The following is a 23,452-nucleotide window of genomic DNA, read 5'->3' on the forward strand; positions in this document are numbered from 1 at the left end:
TGGATTCATCCCGCACCAATCGGGTGCTTACTGTCCACAAATACGGGGTAAAAGTAAGGGGAATGAGAGATGGATATATACTTATTAATCGTCACGTTACTTGCAATCGCGATTGTTATTTTAGGGGTATCATGGTGGAAATGGCATGCATTTATTAGTTTAACAGTTGCGAGTTTATTTTTAGCTATCATGTCTGGACTGAATTTAACGAAAATAGTGACTGCCTATGAAACTGGTGTTGGTAGTGTACTAGGGCATTTAGTTGGTATTTTAGCTCTCGGAACAATTTTAGGGAAAATGATGTCTGATTCGGGGGCCGGCATGCAAGTGGCAGATTTCTTTATTCGATTTTTCGGTGTGAAGAAACTACCGTGGGCTATGTTATTTGCAGGGTTTGTTATAGGAATTCCAGTATTTTTTGAAGTGGGGATTGTCATTTTATTACCACTCGTTATTTCAATTCGAAAAACGACGAAACAAAATATATTATTAATTGCGTTACCTGTCATTGCTGGATTATCTATTGTGCATGGGCTTGTGCCACCACATCCAGGGGCGATGACAGCAATCGGTATTTATAACGCGAACTTAGGAAAGGTGCTTTTATATTCATTAATTATTGCGTTACCAACAGCCATTATTGCAGGACCGATATTTGCAAAGTGGGTACATAAAAGGGTTATACCTGAAAATGAACCAGAGCTAGTTCGAGTTACGACTGTATCAACTGATTTACCAAGTCGTAAAGTTTCATTCTTTATTATTTTATTACCGGTTGTATTAATGATTTTATCAGTAGTTGCACCGTATATTTCATTACCGAAAAAGATAACTGAATTTTTCGTATTTGTAGGTAGTCCAGTAATTGCTTTACTTATTTCGTGTTTCGCAGCATTTTATTTACTTGGAATAAGACAAGGAATTAATAAAAAGGTCATTAAAAAATTAACGGACGAAAGTTTACTACCGGTCGGTTCCATTATTTTAATTATCGGTGCAGGCGGTGGGTTTAAACAAATATTAATTGAAAGCGGCGTTGGAACGGCGATTGCACAAATAGCAGAACATATATCGTTATCACCAATTGTATTAGCTTTCATGGTAGCTGGATTAATTCGAATTGCAACAGGTTCAGCGACAGTAGCATTAACGACAGCAGCAGGAATTGTTTCACCAGTTATTCAGCACATGTCTGGTGTAAATTTAGAATTGCTCGTTATTGCAACGGGTGCAGGATCATTAATGTTTTCTCACGTAAATGATGCAGGTTTCTGGCTTGTAAAAGAGTATTTAGGTTTGACGGTGAAGGAAACATTTAAGACGTGGACGGTACTGGAGACATTATTATCATTTATCGCATTTGGTTTTGCACTTTTATTGAATATGTTTATTTAGAAGATACCTTAACAGGTATCTTTTTTTGATGAAGCCCATTTCCAAAAACAAGCCCGTTTTTAATAAGGTCAAGCTTCCTATTCGCCCTGAAAACATACTATAAATGGAATCCCCTCATTTAGAGCAAGGAGAACTTGTTATGAATGATACTAAAGGAGGAATAGAGTAATGAGCGAAAAGTGTGAACATAGACATGATGATTGTAACCGCAGAAATGGGTGCGGAGGCGGTTTTGCGCTTCTAATCGTATTGTTTATTTTATTAATCATCATCGGTGCTAGCTGCTTCGGCGGAGGCGGCGGTTGTGGTTATGGTGGTTACGGCGGTTATGGCGGCGGCTATGGTGGATATTGCTGCTAATTAAAAACTATTGAAAATAGCCTTGTGCATTATGCACAAGGCTATTTTATTCATATTTTTATATGCTGTGATAATTTATTAATGTACAGAGAACGGATTAAGAAGAAGAAAATAATCTCGATAATCCCGAAAAAGGTGAGTACGATACATGTCTCTTTTAGTAATGAAAAAGAAAACATGCTTTGTAAAAACTTAACCGCAAATAAAGTATGAACACCAGCAACGATGTAAGGAACGAAAAATAAAATTCCTAATTGAATCGTTGCAGAACGAAACATTTCTAATTCAGTTAATCCAAGCTTTGTAATCGTAATATACTTTTGTCTTTCAGTTGTTAAGTCGTTATACATACGGAAGTATAAAACACTAGCTGCACCGATAAAGAAAATAAAGCCAAGAAATGCCCAGATAAAGAAAGTAGCAATTGAATTCCCTTTACTGTAGTGTAGATCATCAGCAGCTGTATAAATGGAAAAAGGGACCCTGATAGGTTCTACTTTATGTTTTTCTTGAAAATTGTGCGCATCATCACTAATGGTACGCGACATATTTTTCGTCGGAATAATCGTGTTTTCCCAGCTCTCTACAAAATAATTATAAATCGTGATTGTTTCAATATGTGGAATCATATTTTCAATTGCATTATCTTGCATAACAATGAGATGAGGCAATGCAAAGGATGGTTCTATTCCTTTATTAATAAAACCTTTAATATGAAATTCCTTTTTATTAGAGCCAAGTGAAATCGTATTTTGTTTAGCAAATGGATTTGATACAAGATTTAAAAGTTTTGGCGAGTAACGAGAAATAATATAAACTTGTGTAGAATCAAGAGTTATTTTCGGCCTCTTTAATTGTTTAGCAAGTATGTTATAGTCACTCATTTTCATAAGAGCAACGTCTTCTTTTAAAGCTGTATCTTTTAATACTGTAGATTTGTATTTATTGTATTGAAAATTAGCATTTGTAAGCTCCGTTTCAATTGTAGCAATGTGCTTTTGCTCTAGTGCACTTTCTCCTTCGGATATGTATGTGAAGGGGAAAGGGTATCGTTCTACTATCGCTGCTTTTGTATTGTTATTAGCGGCAAATAACCCAATGATAATTGTGAATGCAAGTGCTGATAACATAGAAACGATAAAGAGCACATTAATATTACTACGAGTACGGCTAGTTAAATCTGAAATCCATAACATATTTATTTGCTTCATATAAAATTTTCTTCGTCTTTTTAAAATGAAGATAAAGAGAAGAAATGTTTGTGAAAAGAATAAATATGTTCCGACTACTACGAGTGGCAAAATAGATAACATGATAAAGAATACAGATCCATTTTGTGCATTTTTTTCTGTTATATAGCCTTGTGGATAACCGGCGATATAATAACATAATGTTAAGCAAATTAAGGCAAATATCGAAATAAGTATAGATGGTTTCTTTTCTTTGTCTCCTTTTTTTGTCCCCTTAATGAGCTGTGTTGTTTTACGAGTACGAATGAACATAGGTGTAAACGTAGAAACGATGAAAAATAAAATGATAAACGTTATTGTTGTAACGATAATTGCTTCTGTCGGCCAATATAAATAGAGGCCTTTAGCATTTGTTAATTTAGAAGTAACGAGTAAGAAAAAATTAGAAAATACAAGCCCGCCTTGAATACCAGCAAAGATAGCGAGCATTCCGATGATCATATTTTCAGTAAACAAGAGACGTTTTAATTGTTTGTGTGAAATACCGAGAACAGTTAAAACGCCAAATTGTTGTTTCCGTACATTTAAAAATGTCCCGATAGAATATAAGAGAAAGAAGAACGAGAACAAAACGATAACAAACTGTGCCATGCCAGCCAAGTTCATGAGCGGATCTTGTTCCTGCAATTTATTCATAATTTGTAAGCGTGGATGATACGCGTATACAGTAAATGAAAAGAAAACCATGATAGAAAACGCACTACTTACAAAATAAGCGAAATATGCTTTCGAATTACGCGAGACATTTTTAAATGCGAATTGCCAAAATGTCATCCACGTCTTCCTCCTAATAATGCTAGAACATCTAATATTTCTTGATAAAATTTCTCACGGTACAATCCGCGGTGTAGTTCATTGTAAAGTTCGCCATCTTTAATGAAAATGACGCGATTACAATAACTTGCTGCAAACGGATCGTGAGTAACCATTAAAATTGTTGCCTCTTCTTCTTTATTTAATTTCGTAAATAGCTCCATTACGTCAATTGCCGCTTTTGAATCTAAGTTTCCTGTTGGTTCATCGGCAAGTAGAAGGGAAGGGTGATGAATAACAGCACGTGCTACTGCGGTACGCTGTGCTTGTCCTCCAGAAACTTCAAAAATACGTTTGTCCAAAATATGATCAATTCCAAGCTTTTTTGAAATGTTATCAAGCTTTTCATCCATTTCTTTTAATGGAACATTATCTAATGTTAAAGGTAGTACGATATTTTCACCGATTGTTAGTGTATCTAGTAGGTTAAAGTTTTGGAAAACAAATCCTAACTCTTGTCGGCGGAAAATAGCTAACTTCTCTCTACGAAATGTGTGCGGTTTTTTTCCGTTAATCACGACATCACCAGAAGTAGGGGAATCAATTGTAGAGATAACGTTTAAAAATGTAGATTTACCACTACCAGATGGTCCCATGATAGCGACAAATTCACCTTTATCTACATGTAAATTTATATTTTTTAAAGCAGTGTGAGGGACTTTCCCCTCATATACTTTTGAGACGTTTTTAATGTGCAATACTTCTTCCATAGTAATCACCTTTCTATCCTTTAGAACTTAATGTGTTGCGATAATTTTTGCATATAGAAGGAACGAATTAAAAGGAAAAATAAAATTTCAACTGTTCCAAAAATCATAAGTACGACTGTAATCTCAGCGAAGAACGAGAGATGTAAAACTTCTTGTAGCATCTTTGTCGCAAACATCGTATGGATCGATGCCATAATGTAAGGGACAAAGAAAAGAATCGCAAGTTGAATTGTAGCAGATCGTTTCATCTCAGCTGCAGTTAAACCAATTTTCGTAATCGTTACATACTTTTCTTGCTCATTTGTTAAATCTGTATACATCCGGAAATAAAGAACACTGCCAGCACCGATAAAGAAAATAACACCTAAGAAAGTTCCAATTAAGAAGAATGAAGCGACATTTAGTTTAGTTGTGTATAGAGAATCACTTGCTTCACTTGCATGGAAAGGCGGGTGCTCTACCTTAATCGCTTCATTATCATTATCAATTTTTGTTATAAATGCCGAACCGATGTTATGAGCTTTTTCCCAATCGTTAACTGTAAAGCTATACACACTCATCTGTTTTGAAACGGTTGATAATGCTTCTACATTCCCATCAGATAGTATGAGTAATTGTGGTATTAAGCTGTTTGGGAATGGATTATAACTTTTATATTCTTTTATGTGTAACTGTAAAGAATTTTGGTTCAGCGTAAGCGTATTTTTCGTTTTTTGATCATGAAGTGTTTCAAAAACTTGATTATCTAAATCTTTAATAAGGATATAAGATTCATTATTCTTCACGTGGAGATTTTCCCAGTTTAATGCTTTAGCAAGTATATTATAGTCACTTTGTTTAATTGCATAATAGAGCTGCGGTGTTTCTTCCGCCGAAGATACTTCATATATATCCGTTTTAAATTGTTTATAAGTAAATTGTTCTTCGTTAAACTTTTGTTCTAACCAATTCAAATGTTCATCCGCTAACGTATTTTCAGTATGTGATAAATATGTAAAAGGAAAAGGGTTTTCCCTTACTGCATCAAACTTTGTAAATTTCCCAAAACCGTATAAGAACGTAATCATAGTAAAAGCGAGTGTTGATAGCATCGCTACAATAAAGAGCATGTTAATATTTGTCCGAATGCGAGCTGCTAAATCAGAAATCCAAAGCATATTAATACGTTTCATATAAAATTTTCTTCTCGTTTTTAATATACGAATGAGTAAAAAACTAATTTGTGAAAAGAAAAAATATGTTCCAGCCGCAACGAGTGAAGGAATGACAAATATACTGGTGACGGCGTACAAAATTCCAATTACGTCGCCAAGCGATATGAAATATAGCGGATTTGCTGCTAGTACGTATCCAGATATTAAACATGTCGCACCAAATAGAGAGATGGGCAAGGATGCTTTTCTTTCTTTTTGCTTTGTTCCTTCTTTTAAAAGACGTACAGCCTTTCTCGTCCGAATGAGCATCGGCGTAAAAGATGAAACGAGAATGAAGAGTCCAAGAAAGATGATTATAGTTAAAATAATGGCACTTGTCGGCCAATATAAATATAAACCAGGTACATGTGTAATTTTGGCGGTAACTAATAAAAAGAACTGTGAAAAGACAAGGCCAAGTTGGATGCCAAAAAATATGGAAAGAACACCAATTAACATATTTTCTAGAAATACGAGCCTCTTTAATTGTTTTTGAGATATGCCAAGTACTGTTAATATCCCAAATTGTTTTTTTCGTACTTTTAAGAAAGTACCAATCGAATATAGTAAAAAGAAAAATGAAAAGAACACAATGACAACTTCTGAAATTGTCATTAATATGCTCAAACCATAATTAACGTCTGTCATATGCAATTTCGGATGAAATAAATAAACTGCAAATGAGAAAAAAATTGCGATGGAGAACGCACTGCTTACAAAATAGGCGAAATAAGCTCTGGCGTTCCTTGTGACGTTTTTAAATGCAAACTGCCAAAATGTCATTCACCTAAACCTCCTAATAAAGTGAAGATGAAAAAAGTATGAAAGATACTCTTTTCATCACGTTTGTTTTAAATAATTTGTCCATTCGTATACTGTGATAATTTTTGCATATAAAGTGAACGAATGAATAAGAAAAATAAAATTTCAACGACTCCAAAAATAATAAGAACAGCTGCAACTTCTTTGAACAAAGAGAAACCAATTACATCTTGTAGCATTTTCGTTGCAAACATTGTATGAATGGATGCCATAATGTACGGAACGAAAAATAAAATACTAAGTTGAATAGTTGCAGATCGTTTCATCTCTGTATCTGTTACACCAATTTTAGAAATCGTTATATATTTCTCTTGTTCGTTCGTCAAATCCGTATACATTCTAAAGTAAAGAACGCTACCAGCTCCAATGAAGAAGATAACTCCTAAAAATGTCCCGATTAGGAAGAATGCAGCACTGCCTGATGTTATTTTATATAAAGAGCTTGCCGATTCAAAGTAGTGAATGAGAGGCCCTTCATATTGGAAATTATCTCGATCTTTTTGTACTTTTTCCATAAAATTATCAGCAATTTCATATGTCTGTTCCCAGTTTTGAATTTTGTAATTGTATGCTGATATATGCTTTACGGTGCTAGGTAAGTTATTTACGATAACATCAGGCAAAACTATCGTTTGATATGAAAAGCCAGATGGAATTGCGTTTACATGCTCATAGCCTTTTACTCGTAATTTCGTATTTGTACTAGAGAGTGTAATGTAATCTCTTTTGTAGCTTTGCTCAAATTCGTTGAATATAGTGATATAAGATGTCCCCGTTAACACGTATGCTTCGTTATCATCCATAAATAGTTGTTTCATTCGTAAAGAAGCAGCAAGTTTGTTATAGTCACTTTGCTTAATTGCGTATACGTCATTATAAATAGCTACATCTTTATCTTCTCTTAGTGGTGTTTCATATATATCAGTTTTGATTTTCTCATAAGGAAAATGCTCTTTTTGTAACTGTTGTTCAAGCCAACTTAAATGCTCAGTAACAAAAGGATTTGCATCATAAGAAAAATAAGAAATTGGGAAAGGAGAAGTTCTATTAACCTCTAGCTTAATAAACTTCCCAGATCCATATAGGAACGTAATCATTGTGAAAGCAATTGTAGAGAGCATCGCTACAATAAAAAGCATATTAATATTCGTTCGAATACGGTTTGCTAAATCAGAAATCCAAAGCATATTAACACGTTTCATATAAAACTTTCTTCTTTTCTTTAAAATATAAATGAGTAAGAAACTAATTTGTGAAAAGAAAAAATATGTCCCGATTGTAACAAGCATTGGGATAACGAAAATACTCGAAACCATATATATAACACCTATTTGCGGGCTTACTGATACGAAATATTTAGGATTTCCAGCTAAAGCATACCCACCTAATAAACAAATCGCACCAAATAAAGAAATAAGTATGGATGGTTTTTTTTCTTTTTGTTTTCCGCCATTTGTTTTTAAAAGTTGTACCGTTTTTTTTGTACGGATAAGCATTGGTGTGAATGTAGATACAATGATAAAAAGACTAAGGAAAACGATAGTCGTTAAAATAAACGCGTTAATAGGCAAGTATAAATATATGCCTGGTACGTGCGTAATTTTCGCTGTCACTAATAAGAAAAATTGCGAGAAGACAAGTCCAAACTGCATACCGAAAAAGATAGATAAAATCCCGATTAACATATTTTCCATAAAAACGAGACGATGTAATTGTCTTCTCGATATTCCTAAAACGGTCAAAACACCAAATTGTTTTTTTCGAACTTTTAAAAACGTACCAATGGAATATAGTAAAAAGAAGAAAGAGAAAAATACAATTACAACTTCTGAAAATATCATTAATCCTGAAATTTCAGCGGTCATGCTAAATTTTTGTAATTTCGGATGAAACAAATAAACAGCAAACGAAAAGAAAACAGCAATGGAAAAGGAACTACTTACAAAGTAAGCAAAATAAGCTCTCGAGTTGCGCGTTACATTTTTAAAGGCAAACTGCCAAAATGTCATAATATGTACCTCCCGCTAGAAGGCAAATATGTAGTTTTATTGCAAAAAATGTATGAGAGTGCGTTCTCATACATTTTGCTAGCATATGTTCCGATCATGCTTCGGTCACCTTCTCCGTAGTTTCTGCTTGATTATTTGCAGCGTTGTGGAAGATGATTTTAACCGTCGTTCCTTTACCAACTTCAGAGTCTAGTTTCACAGAGTGACCTAAGTAATCACAAATTTTACTTACAATATACAGTCCCATACCAGTAGATTCTCCGAATGCGCGACCATTTTTCCCAGTGTAAAACGGTTCAAATACTCTTCGAATATCTTCTTGCGGAATACCAACACCTTCATCGCGAACTTCTAAAATAATATCTTTTCCGTTTCGGTAAGCAGATAAGAAAACTTTCTTTCCGCGCTCACCAGAGTAACGAACGGCATTTGTCATTAACTGATAAATAATGAACTTTAGCCATTTCGCATCAGAGGCAACCTTTAAATCGGAATGAACTTCTAAAACAGGGAAGACCCCGTTTCGAATGAATAATTCTTTTAATCCGTTAATATTTTTTGTTACCGCATCTTTTAATGAAATCGTCTCAACATGGAAATCTTCATGGAAATTATTTAACCTTGCCATATATAAAGCCATATCGAGTCCTTGATTTAATCGTTCTAATTCTTTTTTGAATTTCGGAATTAAATGTTCATCTTCCATTTCGAGCACCATAAGCTGCATAACAGACACAGGTGTCTTCATTTGATGCACCCAGTGGTTAATGAATAATTGATGTTCTTGCTGTTTTACTTCATACGATTGTAGTTCTTTTTGGAATAGACGATACTGCGTGCGCACGAGTTCATTTACACCGTGAGGCATCGGAGCAGTTGCTCTTTCAATAAAAGCATCTTCCATTTTTTCTGGTTGCTCACTTAATCTATGGTACATTCTACGATTGCGAACGTAACGATAAGCGAGGAAACAAATGAATAAATATAAACTTAAAACGACGAAGTAAAATTTATTATTTTGAAATCCATCTACTGCATCATAAAGAACGAAAATGATACCGAAGTTTAATACGTATAGTAGAAAAAATGCAAAATGATCACGTAAAAATAGCTTCATGCTTATTCACTCCAAGTTGCGTTAAAACGATATCCAAGTCCACGTACTGTTTCAATAGCATTTTCAATACCAAGCTCATTGAATTTCTTACGAAGACGCGTAATGTTTACGTTTAATGTATTTTCCTCAACGAAACTTTCGTCATCCCATAGGGCAGCTAATAAATCTTCACGGCTCGCTGTACGAGGGAATTTAGATAATAACATTTCTGCTAAAATAGCTTCTTTTTTCGTTAAAAGAACTTGCTCAGCACCGAAATGAATTTCTGGACGTTCCGGGAATAATTTTAGTCCTTCTACTTCAACGATACGTTCAGAAATATTTGGCGCATAATCACCGTAAATACGGCGTAATTGACCTTTAATTTTCGCCATTACAACGTCATAGTGGAACGGTTTTGTAATATAATCATCCGCACCGCTTTCAATCGCCATAATTTGTTCCATCTCACCAGCACGAGCTGAAATGAAAATAATTGGACAAGTAGATTCATGACGAATTTGACGGCACCAGTAGAAACCATCGAATTTCGGTAAGTTTACATCAAGTAAAACAAGATGTGGTTTCACTGCGTTAAACGATTCCATAATATCATCGAAGTTCTCTGCAACAACAGCTTCATAGCCATATTTTTGAATGTGAGATTGTAGTAATGATGAAATATTTGGATCGTCTTCAACGATTAAAATTTTATACATATGTATATTCCTCCTAAAAAACAATTGTAGCTATAGTGTATCATGTGTTTCAAGTCTTTTCATTATGTTGAAAGATAAGCTAGTAAACAGTATAGGTCAAAAGTGAGAAAAGTAAAAAGTATTATATTTTTTTATGAAATTTGGAACTTTATTTTGCTTACTGTCCAATATATAGTGAGAACATCGTTAAGGAGGGGGCACTACTTGGTAAGTAATGAAGATATACATATTTGGATAGAGCGTTTACTAAAAGGTGACGAGGAGGCTTTTGAATTTATATTTGACTTAACGAGTCAGAGAATCTATGAAACCGTCTTTGCTATAGTTAAAAATCGACATGATACCAATGAAATCGTAAATGAAATCTACTTCCAACTTTGGAAATCTATTTCAACATATGATCAATCTAGACCGTTTCTATTTTGGTTGAATGGAATTGTTTATAAGCAGATTAGTCAGTGGAGAAAACACATATGGAAGAGGATGCGCTTATTTGAAAAACAACAATTAAATGATGAGACAGTTGTAGAGGTTCCAGAAAAAGTATTATTAAGAAAAGAAACAGAAGAACAGTTGTTAACGGTGATACAAGAATTACCATTTAAGTTTAGAGTAGTGGTTGTTTATCGCTTCTATCATGATTACACGTATGAAGAAATTGCAGAACTATTACAAATTCCTATAGGTACAGTAAGATCTAGAATTCACAGAGCGTTAGAAAAAATTCGGAATCAATCTAGTATAGAAATAGATGAGGAGGAATCTAATTCAAATGTCGTTTTCAAATGAATGTAAAAAAGGCATGAAACAAGAGGTCCCAAAAGAGGTTAAAGAGCGTGCGTATCAATCCTTTAGTCAAATGTATAAAAAAAATAGCAAAAAGAAAACGAAAAAGAAACTATTAATAGTGGGTTTAATAGCGGCTGTCATTATACCGACGAGTACAATGGCATTAAACAATTCTTATTTTGTAAAGCCGGAAGTAAAATTAAATGACATGATTAATGATCAAGTTAAAAAGGATGCTGCAGATGGGAAGTCTATACAGTTAAACGAAAAGGTAGTGGATAATGGCATTACTCTTCATGTAAAAGAGATATTAATTCAAGATGCTAAAATACTTGTTTACTATCGATTTGAACAGCAAGATGGATCGCTTGTTCCTTATGAATTTAATACAACTGGGCTCGAGATTACAAACGATGGTAAAGAAGACGGGAAACAAGTAGAGAGCCCGCATTATAAAAATAAGAAATTTAATGCTGTCCAATATTTGCATTTTCTTAGTAACACGCATATGGATAATTATCAAAAAGATCGTATTGGTAATCCGGATGCAATAGAGAATAGTACATTGTATTTAACGAATCAAGCGGGGGAAAGTTTTGAGACGGTGTTAGCTGATCATGATAAACCAGAGGGAGTAATAGTTTTTGAAACGTTAGACGGTGAAAAATTCCCAGAGCTTTTATTTGTAAATATTAATATTAACAGAGTTGGAGGGACGGAAGGAACTTGGACAATGAAAATTCCAGTGGATATGGCGCATAAAACTGTCCAAAAGGACTCTACAAAGAACGAATGATAATCCATACTAGGTGTGTGAACGCATGATTAGTTATTGGTTAGATGAATTCGGAACGATAGTAGGTATGTCCTTTATTATAAGCTTGATAATCTTTTCGATTTCTTCGTTTGTTAATAAAATAATAAAGTTTAAATAAAAGCAGCTTTTCTTATTAGAAGAGCTGCTTTTATTTTTTATCTCTTTTTCAACACCGGTATCCAAATTTCACTTTTAAAACTTGGAGAAGTTAAATCTTTCTGTTCATTCCACAATATTTCCGGGCCTTCCGCTAGTTCATAGTTGGAAGAAGGAAACCATTCGGAATAAATGCGTCCCCATACATTTTGTAATGTTTCAGGAAATGGACCGACAGCTTCGAATACGGCCCACGTTGAAGCTGCGACTTCAAGTTGTGCGAATTGCTCTGGACAATCTTTCGTTGTAGCTACTCCAATATAGTGATCGAGTTCTCCGTTTTCCTCCATTCTTCCTTCAGAAAAGTTAGTAGAAGCACTAATGATTCCATTCGGTTCCATGTTTGAAAGGGACTTTAACGTTTGAATGGACTCTGGATTTAAACTTTTCCACATAGAAGCAATTTCTTCATTTACACCGTTAAATACAATCGGTACGCGTTTTGTAATACCAATAATTCGAAATGGTTCTTTTTTTTCAATTCGATAGTTCATTTCGTTTCCTCCTTGAATCGATAACTGGAAGGTCATTGGTGAATAAGCTTTCAAAGAATGACTACTATTTCGGGCCTCTGAAGGCGTTATGCCGTGCAAGTTTTGAAAGGCACGTGCAAAAGAATCTGGTGAGTTGTACCCATATTTTATAGCGACATCAATGACTTTTGCATCGCTGTTTTTTAGTTCAAAAGCAGCAAGAGTAAGACGTCTACAGCGAATATATTCTGACAGTGATATGCCAGCTAGGAAAGAAAACATTCTTTTGAAATGATATTCAGAGCAGTAAGCTATTTTTGCGGCTTCTTTAAAATCAATTTCATCTGTTAGGGTGTTTTCAATATACTGCATTGCTGCATTCATGTTTTTAAGTGAATCCATACGATGACCTCCTTGTTAAATAGAATAGCAGGAACAAAATAGCTCCATCCGACATTTCATGCACAACTTTGTAGGGTACATTTTTAACCTTACAAAATTGTAATGTTCCTGTAAGGAGAATGAATGGATGGTATGATATCCCAATGTTATAGTAACAAAGTACTTTTGTTCAGTAGGTTAAATTTTTATATCTTTACTTATGCGTCTTACATAACTGTCATGTTTGTGTAAGAAACATCGATAGTGGCAAGAGTAGAGAGTGTATATAGTTGAAAATAGAGAATAGAAGAAATGAGGGATGTCGAGATGAAAACAGTGTTAGAAGCAAAAAATATTGAAAAAGTGTATGACACGGGTGGTAATAAATTTGCAGCGTTAAAAGGTATTAACTTACAAGTAAAAGAAGGTGAGTTCGTTGGAATTATGGGACCTTCTGGTTCGGGTAAGACGACTTTACTAAACGTTCTTTCTACAATTGATAATGCGACGAACGGTGAGATTTTAATTGATGGAAAAGATATCGTGAAAATGAATGATGATAAGCTAGCGTTATTCCGCCGCGATCATTTAGGGTTCATTTTCCAAGATTATAACTTATTAGATACGTTAACGGTAAAAGAGAACATTGCGTTACCTCTTGCGTTATCGAAAGTAAAGGCAAATGAAATTGATCGCCGTGTTCTTGAAATCTCGAAAAAGTTCGGTATTGATCATATTTTAAGTCAGTTCCCATATCAAGTATCTGGTGGACAGAAACAGCGCTGCGCAGCATCGCGTGCGATCGTTACAAGTCCTAGTATGATTTTCGGGGACGAGCCGACTGGAGCACTTGATTCTAAATCAGCTACAGATTTACTTGAAAGTATGAAGTCGTTAAATGAATATGATAATTCTACAATTTTAATGGTAACGCACGATGCGTTTGCGGCGAGTTACTGTAAACGAGTTATTTTCATTAAAGATGGTGAGTTATATAAAGAATTGCACCGCGGTGAATCAACACGTAAACAGTTCTTCCAAAAAGTCGTTGACGTAATGTCTTCTATTTCTGGAGGTATGGCTGATGACCTTATCTAGCATTGCCCTCCGCAACATACAGCGGAATTTTAAAGACTACTTTGTATATTTTGCATCTATGATCTTTAGTATCGTCATTTATTTTACATTTAAGGCGTTGCAGTATAATTCACAAATGGAAAAAGCTGCGGAGGCTTCTAAAAAAATTAGTGGTGCATTTCAAGTTTCAAGTGTCATGCTAATTATTTTCGTGGCAGTGTTCATTATATATTCAAACGGTTTCTTTACAAGGAAGCGTAAAAAAGAAGTTGGACTATATTCCTTATTAGGCATTCGTAAAAGACAAATTGGTAAAATGCTGTTTTATGAAAATATGTTAATGGGATTAATGTCTTTAATTATCGGGATTGCGATCGGTAGCGTTCTTTCAAAACTATTCCTTGAACTACTAATAAGTATGATGGGAATAAACTTAAACGTTCATTTTGAAGTACCGATGGCCGCAGTTATTGATACAGCAATTATTTTCTTTGTCATTATTTTGTATACATCACTTCAAGGATATCGTTTAATTTATCGCTTTAAGCTAATCGAACTTTTCCGAGCAGAACGTGAAGGAGAAACAATGCCAAAAGGATCGGTTATTATGGCATTAATTTCAGTTTTCTTAATCGGTTCAGGTTATTTCTTAGCGTTAATGTACATGAAAGCAGTTATGTATGCAGACTTTATGGTCGTTGCATTATACATTTTACTAGCGACAGTAGCTGGAACTTATTTATTGTTTATGTTCTTCACAGTATTTGTATTGAAGCGAGCAAGAAATAATAAGTCAGCGTTTTATAACGGTATGAATATGGTAACGACATCGCAACTACTATATCGTATTAAAGGAAACTCGAAATCACTAGCAACAATTGCTATTTTAAGTGCAGTGACATTAACAGCGGTTGGTACGTCAGTTACGATGTATTACAACACATTTACGCAATCAAAAGTTGCAGCACCGTATAGTTATTCTTATGAAAAAAAAGATGAAGCACTAGATAACAAAGTAAAAGAAATACTTACTGGAGAGAAGAGCAATCATCCAGTGACATATGAATCAGAAGTTGAAATGATTCCTGTGAAGGGAACATTTAAAGGTGAAAGAGCAGATCAAGTGCTGAACACACATTATAATGTTACGAAGCAGTACCAGCTTATTTCTCAATCAAGCTTTAATACAATTGCGAAACGTTTAGATGTAGAACCTATAAATTTAAGTGCGAATGAGGCTTTTGTATATGATAGCCTCTATATTGAAAAACTCGATTTTGGTCCTCTTTATACAGGAAATAAAGCTGTATTTCCTGTTGGGAATGAATCGAAAGAGCTAAACATTAAAGGTGTAAATAGTAGAAGTCTTACAAACTTAAATGAATTATTTGTAATCGTTCCAGATCAAACATATGAGCAGGCGAAACAAGTACATGAAACACGCGCTGTAAAAAATATTGATGTAAAAGGTGAGCGAAATAGTAAAGAGTTAACAGCGAAATTAGCAAGTATTATGCCAGCAGGTGAATCGGAAGTTTTAAAACCATTTAACGATTTCTATACAGGATTCCAAATGGGAATTGAAACGACAGGTTTAATGATGTTCATTGGGCTATTCTTAGGATTAGTTTTCCTATTAGCGACAGGCTCAATCATTTACTTTAAGCAACTTACAGAAGCAAGTGCTGACCGTGATCGTTACGTTGTTCTTCATAAAATTGGTGTAACGAAGCAAGAGATGAAGAGAGCTATTGCAAAACAAGTGAGCTTTATCTTTGCTATTCCGTTAATTATCGGTATTTTACACAGTTTGTTTGCACTAAAAGGTTTGTCAAATATATTACCATTCGAAATTATGATTCCGCTCCTAATTAGTATTGGAGTATATGGCGTCATTTATATCGGATATTACTTCCTAACAGTTCGTTCTTATTATAAGATTGTAAGTGCGAAATAATAAGTGAATCTGTGAGGAAATAAGAAAGCCATTTACCTAATTTTTTATGAGGTGAATGGCTTTTTTTACGGTTTAATTATAATTAATGCGCATCGATTATGTCGATGAAACTAAAAGTATGTTTACAGTCAAAGGCATCTATGCATATTAAAGAACGTTTCAAAGGGTTTAATTCAATGACAGTCATATACCTTGTAGGGAAATAACTCTCTTTATAATAAGTGATCAATATTTCTTTTTCTGAAATGAATGAGCGTAATAAAGTGTCTTCAATTCTTTCTCTATCATCGTATGGTGATACTTTTTGCGATTCTTTCATGTCAGCAGATTGTGTAGACATACTAGTCATTTGAGTCGGTTTTAATATATTTGTACTACTCATGCTTTCTATTCTCCTAACAATATATTTTCTATATAGGAAGGTTCATCACTACGGAAGTAGCTACTACAGATAATTCATAAGTACCTTATGTTCGGTTTATTATGTATGATTGGGAACCGAATTTGCTTAGTACTAAAAAATTATCAAATTCATTCACTTATTTATAGTAATTATTTGTCATTCTTGTACTTTTTTGAATGGGATTAAAACTTTATTAAGGTGAATTTAGATGAAGGAGAATAAATGGATTTGATGAAGGTGAGCTAGTATGACTACTAGCTCACCTTCTATTAGGAAAGCGTTTTTATATTACAGTATGATTTTCACGATATTGTCTAGGAGTCATACTAGTAATTTTTTTGAAGACTCTTGTGAAATAACTTTGATCATTAAAATTAAGCCAGGCACAAATATCTGATAATGGATAGGTTGTTAATGTTAATAATTTTTTAGCTTCTTCTACCCGTTCTCTTTGGATGTATTCAATTAAAGGAATTCCCACTTCTTTTTTAAACAATTTTGATAAATAAGTAGGGGAAATATGTAAAAGGTTAGCAAGGTCATTAAGAGATATTTCATCGTAAATATGTTTGTGAATATGATTTAGGCACGTAGTAATGGAATTAGAATATGCTTGATTATTATATTCTTTTACACGTTCTGCAAAAGTACATAATGCATCTTCAATTAACCTATTTACGGAATACATGTTATCCAACTTTTCAATGGTTTGTATATATAAAGTACCGAGTGAAAAAGCAATATGTGATGGAAGATTACCGTCTATCGCATATCGAATAGCTAGCGTAATAGCGATAATACCGTTATTTTTTTGGTTTCTCAGTTGATCTCCTTTGGATGAAATTGCCGCATCTTCTTGTGGATATGAATACGCATATTGTATGACTTTTTCTTTGTTGCCTTCTTTAATGGCTGAAAAAAATTTACGCTCCAATGATATATCATAATTTTGCGGATCATGCCGGCGACGTTTTGAAATGTATAGATCAGGATTTACGATTTTATAAGAAACGTCTTCGAGCAATTTATTTTTTTCCCAAACAATATCGTGATCTAATTTTTCATTGAAAATTACGTAATGTAACCAAATACTTATATCAATTAGCGTACTTTTTTTTATCTCGGGTAGAAATTGATAATAGTCTACTCCTTGTTGCATTGTATTATTACAGTTGAAATATTTCATAAGTTTAATAGCCATCTCATCTGATACTTTTGGATAAGTAGTAGGGCCGATTATAATCGTTCCTTTTATATGTTCATGATCTGTTATATGGATGCTAATAAAATTCTCAAGATACTTATTCCCTTTGAAAATTGGAAAATTACGAGGAGCGTTTTCTTGATAAATTTCATTCAGATGTTCTTCTTTAGAAGAATAAAACGGACTACCAATCGTATGAGAAGTAGATTCATATACAATTTTTTTATCAGTAGATAGAAATTGAACAGGAACATGAAACGTTCTATGTACAAGATCGCATAAGTGCTGTAGGTTGATGGAATTATTCATTAGCTTCTCCTTTTAAATAGTTTTAAAATACGAAATATTAATTAGATCTACATTTGTTTCTATAAAATATAAATTTCTTATTATTAGAATTTTTTCGCTCACATGAAAAGAATTACATATATTGGAGATGAATGAAAGGTGATTTACAAATTAAATTCGCAGATGTTGTATGAAAATAGACGTAGCGATGGTACCTTCCATAAAAGTCCTTTTTATATCTATTATACTAAATTAATAAATATAAAAGAGGTATTTATATATGGGATAAGAAATGTTTCATTCTTCATAAAATCTTAAGAAATCTCCTCAATTTTTGTTAAGAAACGATAGTTATACTTAGAAACAAGTTAAAACTATTGAACGAATGGGGAGAGGTTTACATGCAACTCATAACATTCTTACATGAATTTATTAAACATCCGAAACATACTGGTGCAATTGCGCCAAGTTCAAAAATATTAGCAAAGAAAATGGTAAATGTAATTGATTTTAATAGAGCGGAGTGCATTGTAGAGTTAGGGCCTGGTACAGGTGTTTTTACGAAAGAAATTATGAAGAGAAAGAAGAAGGGAACGATCTTTCTTCTTATTGAAATTAATGAAGTGTTTTGCAAAGAGTTAAAGAGAAAGTTTAAAGATGAGCAGAACGTCATTGTTGTACACGGTTCAGCTGAAAATATAAAGAAGTATATGGAAGAATTACAGATAGAATGCGTTGATTACGTCTTATCGGGATTACCTTTTACTTCTTTACCAGAAGAAGTTTCAAAGAGTATTTTAAACAATGTAATGGAGGCGATACATGAGAAAGGTGAATTTATTACATTTCAATATTCACTAGTGAAAAAAGGATTTATACAGCATTTCTTTCCCGAAATTACGCTAGAAAAAGTGTGGCTCAATTTCCCACCAGCGTACATCTTTAGCTGTAAAAAAGAGCTAAGGAGAGCATATGCATAATGGAATTACATGAATTATTATCTTATATTGAACAATACGGTTATTGGGCATTGTTTTTCTGTTTATGGTTAGGTATTATCGGTATGCCAATTCCAGACGAAATGATTGTTATGAGTGGTGGGTTTGTATCATCAATGGGTATATTAAGTGTGATTCCAGCTTTTTTATTAACATATTTAGGTGTTGTATCTGGTCTATCGCTAGGTTATATATTAGGGAAAATATTTGGTACAAAAATACTTGATAAGCTAATGAAAAAGAAAAAAGCGAAATATCTTTTGAAATCTCAACAAATGGTAGAGAAGTATGGTCATTATGCGTTAGTCACAAGTTACTTCATACCAGTCGTGCGACATATCGTACCGTATTTAGTTGGAATGAATAACATGTCATTTAAGATGTATGCTTTGTATTCCTATACGACAGGATTCGTTTGGACACTCGTTTACTTTGTGCTCGGTTCTTTATTTGGACAACATATTGAAAGTATTGTAGCGATCGCAATAGAGTATGGCGTGTATTTTGGCGGGATTGTTTTTGTTGTTGCGGGTGGTGCATATTTGTACAAGCAAAGAAGAAGTACGGTGATGAGTAAGTAAATAAATAGAAGATAGGTTTATGTTTATTGAGATCATATAAAAGGGAGAGTTATTTTGTAAAATAACTCTCCCTTTTAATGTAATAATTCCTTATTACTTTCATTAGGTGTTGTCTGAAATACAGTTATGTAAATTGTTAATATGGTTGTATTGATTAGATTAGCTAGTATAGTCATAAAATCACTTGATGGAGTGATAAGAACAAAGATTGAAAGTATGGCAGAAGCAAGTGGAATGAACTTTTGTAGCATAGTTAACTTTCCATTTTTATGAAGCTTCGAAGATTGAAAGAAGCAAAGCAAGAAAATAAAGGATGTAAATAATAATCCTAAATATCCCCATCCATCTTCAATATACCAAGGTAAAAAGCTCATTCTTGATGTGAAAATAAATAAATTGAGTATTAACGTGCTGATGATTAACGTATTTAAAATAGTGATATTTGTTTGTTTTTGCATTTGAATTACACTCCGGAATTTATTTTATCCCGCATTAACGGACAGTGGACAGTAAAACCCCACTGATTAAAGTTTCACTTTATTGAGATGTTTTTGCCATTTCCATAAATCTTTGTTCAATTTCATCCAATTCGAATGAATGGCATATTCTGCGGTCTTCATTATCTAAAATTCGATAATGTTGAGATAAAATATTTTGTTGAATTTGATAACCGTTTAATTCTTTTATTTGTCGCCACCACAATTTTCCTCCTAACGTCTTCGGGAAGTTCGTATTGTAATGTGTAAAAGCGATTGTTTTTATAATTTCATTCACATCATCCCCAAATGTCATCTGGACTGTATCGCTCTGTTCGAAGAGTGTTACGACACAAACTGCGCCTGCCCATGTTAGCGTGCGTCTTCCTTTTTCGATTTCCACTAATGTTTTCTTCGATAAACCAATAATTTCTGACATTTTATCTTGTGATAAATCATTTTCAACACGGATGAGTTTTAATTTTGAATTAACGAGTTCAATAAATTCTTGTTTATCCATAATGCAGCTCCTTTTTTCTTATAGTGTAAAATTACACCATAAGTGTAATTTTGTCAATGATAGTGTGAAAAGTAACTTTTTCGTTTTTGGAGCTTACTAATTAATATTTCACTTTTAGTTTAAGAAAATATTAAGAAATCAAACGAGTTTTTATTAAGAAATACGCCCTATACTGAGAAACATCTTAAAGAAAACATAATGAAAGGCGGAATATAGATGAAAAGATTTGTTTTTGGAGCAGTACTTGTTATTGTGGCAGGAGCGGCATATTTATTAAATGGGAGCCCTGCAGTTGATAGAATGAACCCATTTCTTGATATAGAGCACCATTATGCAATAATTGATAACGATGGTAAAGAATTAGATGGAAATAAAGGTCGTGAATATAAAGTGAAAGCTTATGATGAAAATGGTAAGAAAAAAGACGTTACAATTGACGGAGTAGATGAATTACCAAAAGATTCATACTGGCATGTGCTTACGAGAGGTAAGTTTTTATATGATAAAGTGCAAGTAACAACAGATAAAATTCCTGATGGAGCGAAGGCGAAATTAGGATTGTAAGTATAAAACCGATTCTCAATGAGAGATTCGGTTTTGTTATTTTATGGTAATATTTAGTGTGAGGGGGCGAGAGTGATGCTACTCATTGTTAGTCTTATTTTAATCGGGGTTATGTGTAGTATGAGAATAGTATCTTTACATATGATAGAACGAGAAAAGATAGAAGAGAGATATGTATATTGTCCAAAATGTGATGAGAAAATTAGAAGAGGAAATTCTGCTCCTTTTTGTTCGAAATGTAATTTAATATTTTAACTATGGGAAATCTGAAATCATCTTGTATGGTTTTGGATTTTTTATGTTAAAAATAGAAGAAATAAAGAGCGAAAAAAAGTTTGAACAAGGAATTGAGTATACGAATATTATTGAAGGATATCCCATTATTATGAAGTATTTCGTAGAGATAGATCGAGAAGTTTTGAGGGTGTTATTACCTGATGAAAGAGGGATTCTTCCTACTATGCTAGAGTGTAATGAATGTTATAAGACTAAATTGGATGATATCGAGGAAAGTTGATAAAAAAGAGCTTGAAACCATTCAAGCTCTTTTTTATTACTATTTATGTCCTAAAATATGTTCAACCTCATGCACACTTAATTTACTTGCCTTAGCAATTGTTTCAAGTGGTATACCAAGATCATGCATACTTTTAATCATTTGAATTTTTCCTTGTTGAACCCCTTCTTTTCGCCCTTTTTCTATACCTTGTTCTAAGCCCTTTTCTAAGCCTTTTTCCATACCTTCTTCCAAGCCCTTTTCCAAGCCTCTTTTCAGACCTTCTTTTTCTGCATGGGCGAATTTTGCAGCTTCATCCATTAAAACCTTTTCTCTTGCGTCATAGGCTTGTCGGAAAGAGGAATCTTGACTCATACGTTCCCACTTGTTTATTGCTTTTTGTAAAATAGGATCTCGGTTCATAGCAATATCCTCCAATGTTTTAGTTAAGTGCTTATCCTCATTTGCTGAAAGCAATAAAAGCCAACGAGCAAATGGATCTTTCCACGGATTTACTTTTTCTTCATGCCATTGTTTTGTTAACTTTGGAATTTCTACAATGTGAATTTCTATGTCATCACTCAAGAGTTTCTGTTGTTGTGTATTCCATAATGTGCCCGCTGTATGAAATTCTTTGTGATCTAAAAACATTATGAAGTTCAATAAATTAATGGTGATGGTTTTATGAAGCGAACTGTAAGGCATGCCTTTTTGTAATTGGGATGTGTATAATTTTCCCCAATAATATAAACTACGTTTCATCATATCGTGATTATTATTGAGCTGTATTTCTACATTTACTTTTGTTCCTGTGTTTAATGTCGCTGAAATATCTAAAATAGATAACTTATCCTCTTCGTATTCCCGATGTAAATGTGGATCTTCTAGTTGTAGAGAAGCAATGGGTGAATCTAAAGATTCTTGTAACATAGCGTTTAAAAATGCAATTAGAATATCTTCACTACCATTCGTACCAAACAATTGTTTAAATGCAAAATCAATGCGTAAATTAACTAACTGTTGGTTGAACACAGCTTTCCCTCTCCCTTGTGTCAGGTTGCTTCTTTCCTTCATTGTATCTAAAAAGAACTAGGGCATGCAAACAGGCCAATTTGCTATTTTTTTAGCAATATTATTAGAATGTCGCAGACAAGTATGTCTATGTTATACTCTAGTGAAATTGAAAATTTTATATAGAGGTGAAGATGATACAGATGCAAAAAGATATTTTGAAACTATTAGATAAAAAGCAAAGTAACTATGAATTTCCTATTTTTGATAATGAATATATGGATATTTCACAAGTGAAATTCTCTCTTTTCTTTAAAGACAATAAGGATTGGTTAATGGTGTTTCAAGTTGTCGGTGTAGGTTCATTAGGTGTATGTAATGATATTCAAGTATATGGTGATAGAGTGAATCATTCAATTGGTGATGATGGCATTTTGCAATTAAATGATGGAGATTATGAATTATTTGATGATGAAGGTGAATTTATACTGGATATTCATAGTGGTAGTGTAAAAATTCGCGAGCATCATTTTGAATATCAATTTACAGAAGAAGAGTATGTACATAACGGAATAGAAGTACAAACGACAGAGTCTTATCCAAGAGATTTCATGCGTATGCTTGCTACTCATGACGAAGCTCGAAAATTAGTATGGTGGGATAAAGAAGAGATTTTAGAAGAGTTCGGTTTAGAAGGTGATTGGGAAGTAGCGTATGAAACGGAAGAATGGCAACATGTTGAAGACGAGAAAGTAAGTGAAAATGAATTCTTCCAATCAGTAGCCGCGGCAATAGAGAAGAAAGATCCAACTGTTATTGTGAATAAAGATTCTAATACGCATTGGAAAAATTGGGTGGAGTTTGATTGCGAAAACTTATAATTAAAAAGTAAAT

The 23,452-nt window shown here is 33.5% G+C and carries 24 protein-coding genes; 12 read left to right on the forward strand and 12 right to left on the reverse strand.

All coding sequences use genetic code 11. From position 1 onward, the window contains the following. Positions 1-69: 69 nt before the first annotated feature. Complete coding sequence (gene gntP, locus MKO96_RS25130) at positions 70-1,395, forward strand: gluconate permease GntP (RefSeq protein ID WP_240589026.1); 1,326 nt, start codon at positions 70-72, stop codon at positions 1,393-1,395. A 168-nt stretch (positions 1,396-1,563) separates the two neighbouring features. Continuing rightward, positions 1,564-1,755, forward strand: a complete 192-nt coding sequence (locus tag MKO96_RS25135) for a YjcZ family sporulation protein (RefSeq protein ID WP_172553722.1) — start codon at positions 1,564-1,566, stop codon at positions 1,753-1,755. A gap of 50 nt (positions 1,756-1,805) precedes the next feature. On the opposite strand, the gene MKO96_RS25140 is transcribed toward MKO96_RS25135, so the two are convergent. From MKO96_RS25140 to MKO96_RS25165, 6 genes are all read right to left on the reverse strand, one after another. Beyond that, the gene (locus tag MKO96_RS25140) at positions 1,806-3,779 is read right to left on the reverse strand and encodes an FtsX-like permease family protein (RefSeq protein ID WP_240589027.1); all 1,974 of its coding nucleotides are present in this window, start codon (positions 3,777-3,779) and stop codon (positions 1,806-1,808) included. Beyond that, a complete protein-coding gene (locus MKO96_RS25145; protein WP_087982665.1) occupies positions 3,776-4,528 on the reverse strand; it encodes an ABC transporter ATP-binding protein in 753 nt (250 codons plus the stop codon). Before MKO96_RS25145 ends, MKO96_RS25140 begins: the two co-directional genes overlap by 4 nt. A 20-nt stretch (positions 4,529-4,548) precedes the next feature. Then, positions 4,549-6,504 carry an FtsX-like permease family protein gene (locus tag MKO96_RS25150; protein ID WP_240589028.1) on the reverse strand — a complete coding sequence of 652 codons (1,956 nt, stop codon included), beginning with the start codon at positions 6,502-6,504 and terminating at the stop codon, positions 4,549-4,551. Positions 6,505-6,572: 68 nt separating this feature from the next. Beyond that, the gene (locus MKO96_RS25155; RefSeq protein ID WP_240589029.1) at positions 6,573-8,552 is read right to left on the reverse strand and encodes an FtsX-like permease family protein; all 1,980 of its coding nucleotides are present in this window, start codon (positions 8,550-8,552) and stop codon (positions 6,573-6,575) included. 94 nt (positions 8,553-8,646) lie between these two features. Further along, entirely contained in the window at positions 8,647-9,669 is a 1,023-nt protein-coding gene (locus tag MKO96_RS25160) for a sensor histidine kinase (RefSeq protein ID WP_087982659.1), read from the reverse strand. A gap of 2 nt (positions 9,670-9,671) precedes the next feature. Continuing rightward, complete coding sequence (locus MKO96_RS25165) at positions 9,672-10,367, reverse strand: response regulator transcription factor (protein WP_000276736.1); 696 nt, start codon at positions 10,365-10,367, stop codon at positions 9,672-9,674. 204 nt (positions 10,368-10,571) lie between these two features. Here MKO96_RS25165 and MKO96_RS25170 point away from each other — a divergent pair, with 204 nt between their 5' ends. Then, entirely contained in the window at positions 10,572-11,156 is a 585-nt protein-coding gene (locus MKO96_RS25170) for a sigma-70 family RNA polymerase sigma factor (protein WP_240589030.1), read from the forward strand. Beyond that, entirely contained in the window at positions 11,140-11,952 is an 813-nt protein-coding gene (locus MKO96_RS25175) for a DUF4179 domain-containing protein (protein WP_240589031.1), read from the forward strand. The genes MKO96_RS25170 and MKO96_RS25175 overlap by 17 nt, the downstream gene beginning before the upstream one ends. A gap of 176 nt (positions 11,953-12,128) precedes the next feature. On the opposite strand, the gene MKO96_RS25180 is transcribed toward MKO96_RS25175, so the two are convergent. Next, complete coding sequence (locus MKO96_RS25180) at positions 12,129-13,004, reverse strand: AraC family transcriptional regulator (protein WP_240589032.1); 876 nt, start codon at positions 13,002-13,004, stop codon at positions 12,129-12,131. Between the two features lie 306 nt (positions 13,005-13,310). On the opposite strand from MKO96_RS25180, the gene MKO96_RS25185 reads away from it, so the two are divergent. Together MKO96_RS25185 and MKO96_RS25190 are read left to right on the forward strand one after the other, a co-directional pair. Next, positions 13,311-14,081, forward strand: a complete 771-nt coding sequence (locus MKO96_RS25185; RefSeq protein WP_078184703.1) for an ABC transporter ATP-binding protein — start codon at positions 13,311-13,313, stop codon at positions 14,079-14,081. Then, complete coding sequence (locus tag MKO96_RS25190; RefSeq protein ID WP_240589033.1) at positions 14,068-16,017, forward strand: ABC transporter permease; 1,950 nt, start codon at positions 14,068-14,070, stop codon at positions 16,015-16,017. The genes MKO96_RS25185 and MKO96_RS25190 overlap by 14 nt, the downstream gene beginning before the upstream one ends. 82 nt (positions 16,018-16,099) lie before the next feature. Here the strand turns inward: MKO96_RS25190 and MKO96_RS25195 are convergent, their stop codons facing one another. Both MKO96_RS25195 and MKO96_RS25200 read right to left on the reverse strand, forming a co-directional pair. Continuing rightward, entirely contained in the window at positions 16,100-16,399 is a 300-nt protein-coding gene (locus MKO96_RS25195) for a YolD-like family protein (protein WP_240589034.1), read from the reverse strand. Positions 16,400-16,703: 304 nt separating this feature from the next. Further along, entirely contained in the window at positions 16,704-17,933 is a 1,230-nt protein-coding gene (locus tag MKO96_RS25200; RefSeq protein ID WP_240589035.1) for a helix-turn-helix domain-containing protein, read from the reverse strand. A gap of 380 nt (positions 17,934-18,313) precedes the next feature. Here MKO96_RS25200 and MKO96_RS25205 point away from each other — a divergent pair, with 380 nt between their 5' ends. Both MKO96_RS25205 and MKO96_RS25210 read left to right on the forward strand, forming a co-directional pair. Then, a complete protein-coding gene (locus MKO96_RS25205) occupies positions 18,314-18,892 on the forward strand; it encodes a class I SAM-dependent methyltransferase (RefSeq protein WP_240589036.1) in 579 nt (192 codons plus the stop codon). Beyond that, positions 18,892-19,491, forward strand: coding sequence for a DedA family protein (locus tag MKO96_RS25210; protein WP_240589037.1), 600 nt, complete (start codon positions 18,892-18,894; stop codon positions 19,489-19,491). The genes MKO96_RS25205 and MKO96_RS25210 overlap by 1 nt, the downstream gene beginning before the upstream one ends. A 74-nt stretch (positions 19,492-19,565) precedes the next feature. Here the strand turns inward: MKO96_RS25210 and MKO96_RS25215 are convergent, their stop codons facing one another. Together MKO96_RS25215 and MKO96_RS25220 are read right to left on the reverse strand one after the other, a co-directional pair. After that, positions 19,566-19,949 (reverse strand): hypothetical protein, encoded by a 384-nt coding sequence (locus MKO96_RS25215; RefSeq protein ID WP_240589038.1) that lies wholly within the window; start codon positions 19,947-19,949, stop codon positions 19,566-19,568. 79 nt (positions 19,950-20,028) lie between these two features. Beyond that, complete coding sequence (locus MKO96_RS25220; RefSeq protein WP_087982637.1) at positions 20,029-20,487, reverse strand: helix-turn-helix transcriptional regulator; 459 nt, start codon at positions 20,485-20,487, stop codon at positions 20,029-20,031. Positions 20,488-20,703: 216 nt separating this feature from the next. Here MKO96_RS25220 and MKO96_RS25225 point away from each other — a divergent pair, with 216 nt between their 5' ends. The 3 genes from MKO96_RS25225 to MKO96_RS29545 all read left to right on the forward strand — a co-directional run bounded on the left by MKO96_RS25225 (position 20,704) and on the right by MKO96_RS29545 (position 21,568). Next, positions 20,704-21,051 carry a YxeA family protein gene (locus MKO96_RS25225; protein ID WP_240589039.1) on the forward strand — a complete coding sequence of 116 codons (348 nt, stop codon included), beginning with the start codon at positions 20,704-20,706 and terminating at the stop codon, positions 21,049-21,051. A 75-nt stretch (positions 21,052-21,126) separates the two neighbouring features. Further along, positions 21,127-21,306, forward strand: coding sequence for a hypothetical protein (locus MKO96_RS25230; protein ID WP_240589040.1), 180 nt, complete (start codon positions 21,127-21,129; stop codon positions 21,304-21,306). A gap of 43 nt (positions 21,307-21,349) precedes the next feature. After that, positions 21,350-21,568 (forward strand): hypothetical protein, encoded by a 219-nt coding sequence (locus MKO96_RS29545; protein WP_369294528.1) that lies wholly within the window; start codon positions 21,350-21,352, stop codon positions 21,566-21,568. 39 nt (positions 21,569-21,607) lie between these two features. On the opposite strand, the gene MKO96_RS25235 is transcribed toward MKO96_RS29545, so the two are convergent. After that, the gene (locus MKO96_RS25235) at positions 21,608-22,579 is read right to left on the reverse strand and encodes an Rpn family recombination-promoting nuclease/putative transposase (RefSeq protein WP_240589108.1); all 972 of its coding nucleotides are present in this window, start codon (positions 22,577-22,579) and stop codon (positions 21,608-21,610) included. 173 nt (positions 22,580-22,752) lie between these two features. Between MKO96_RS25235 and MKO96_RS25240 the strand changes: the two genes are divergently transcribed. Next, entirely contained in the window at positions 22,753-23,439 is a 687-nt protein-coding gene (locus tag MKO96_RS25240; protein WP_240589041.1) for a DUF7003 family protein, read from the forward strand. Positions 23,440-23,452 lie beyond the last annotated feature (13 nt).

Origin of the sequence: Bacillus sp. ES1-5, assembly GCF_022487605.1 — a bacterium.
GTDB lineage: Bacteria > Bacillota > Bacilli > Bacillales > Bacillaceae_G > Bacillus_A > Bacillus_A wiedmannii.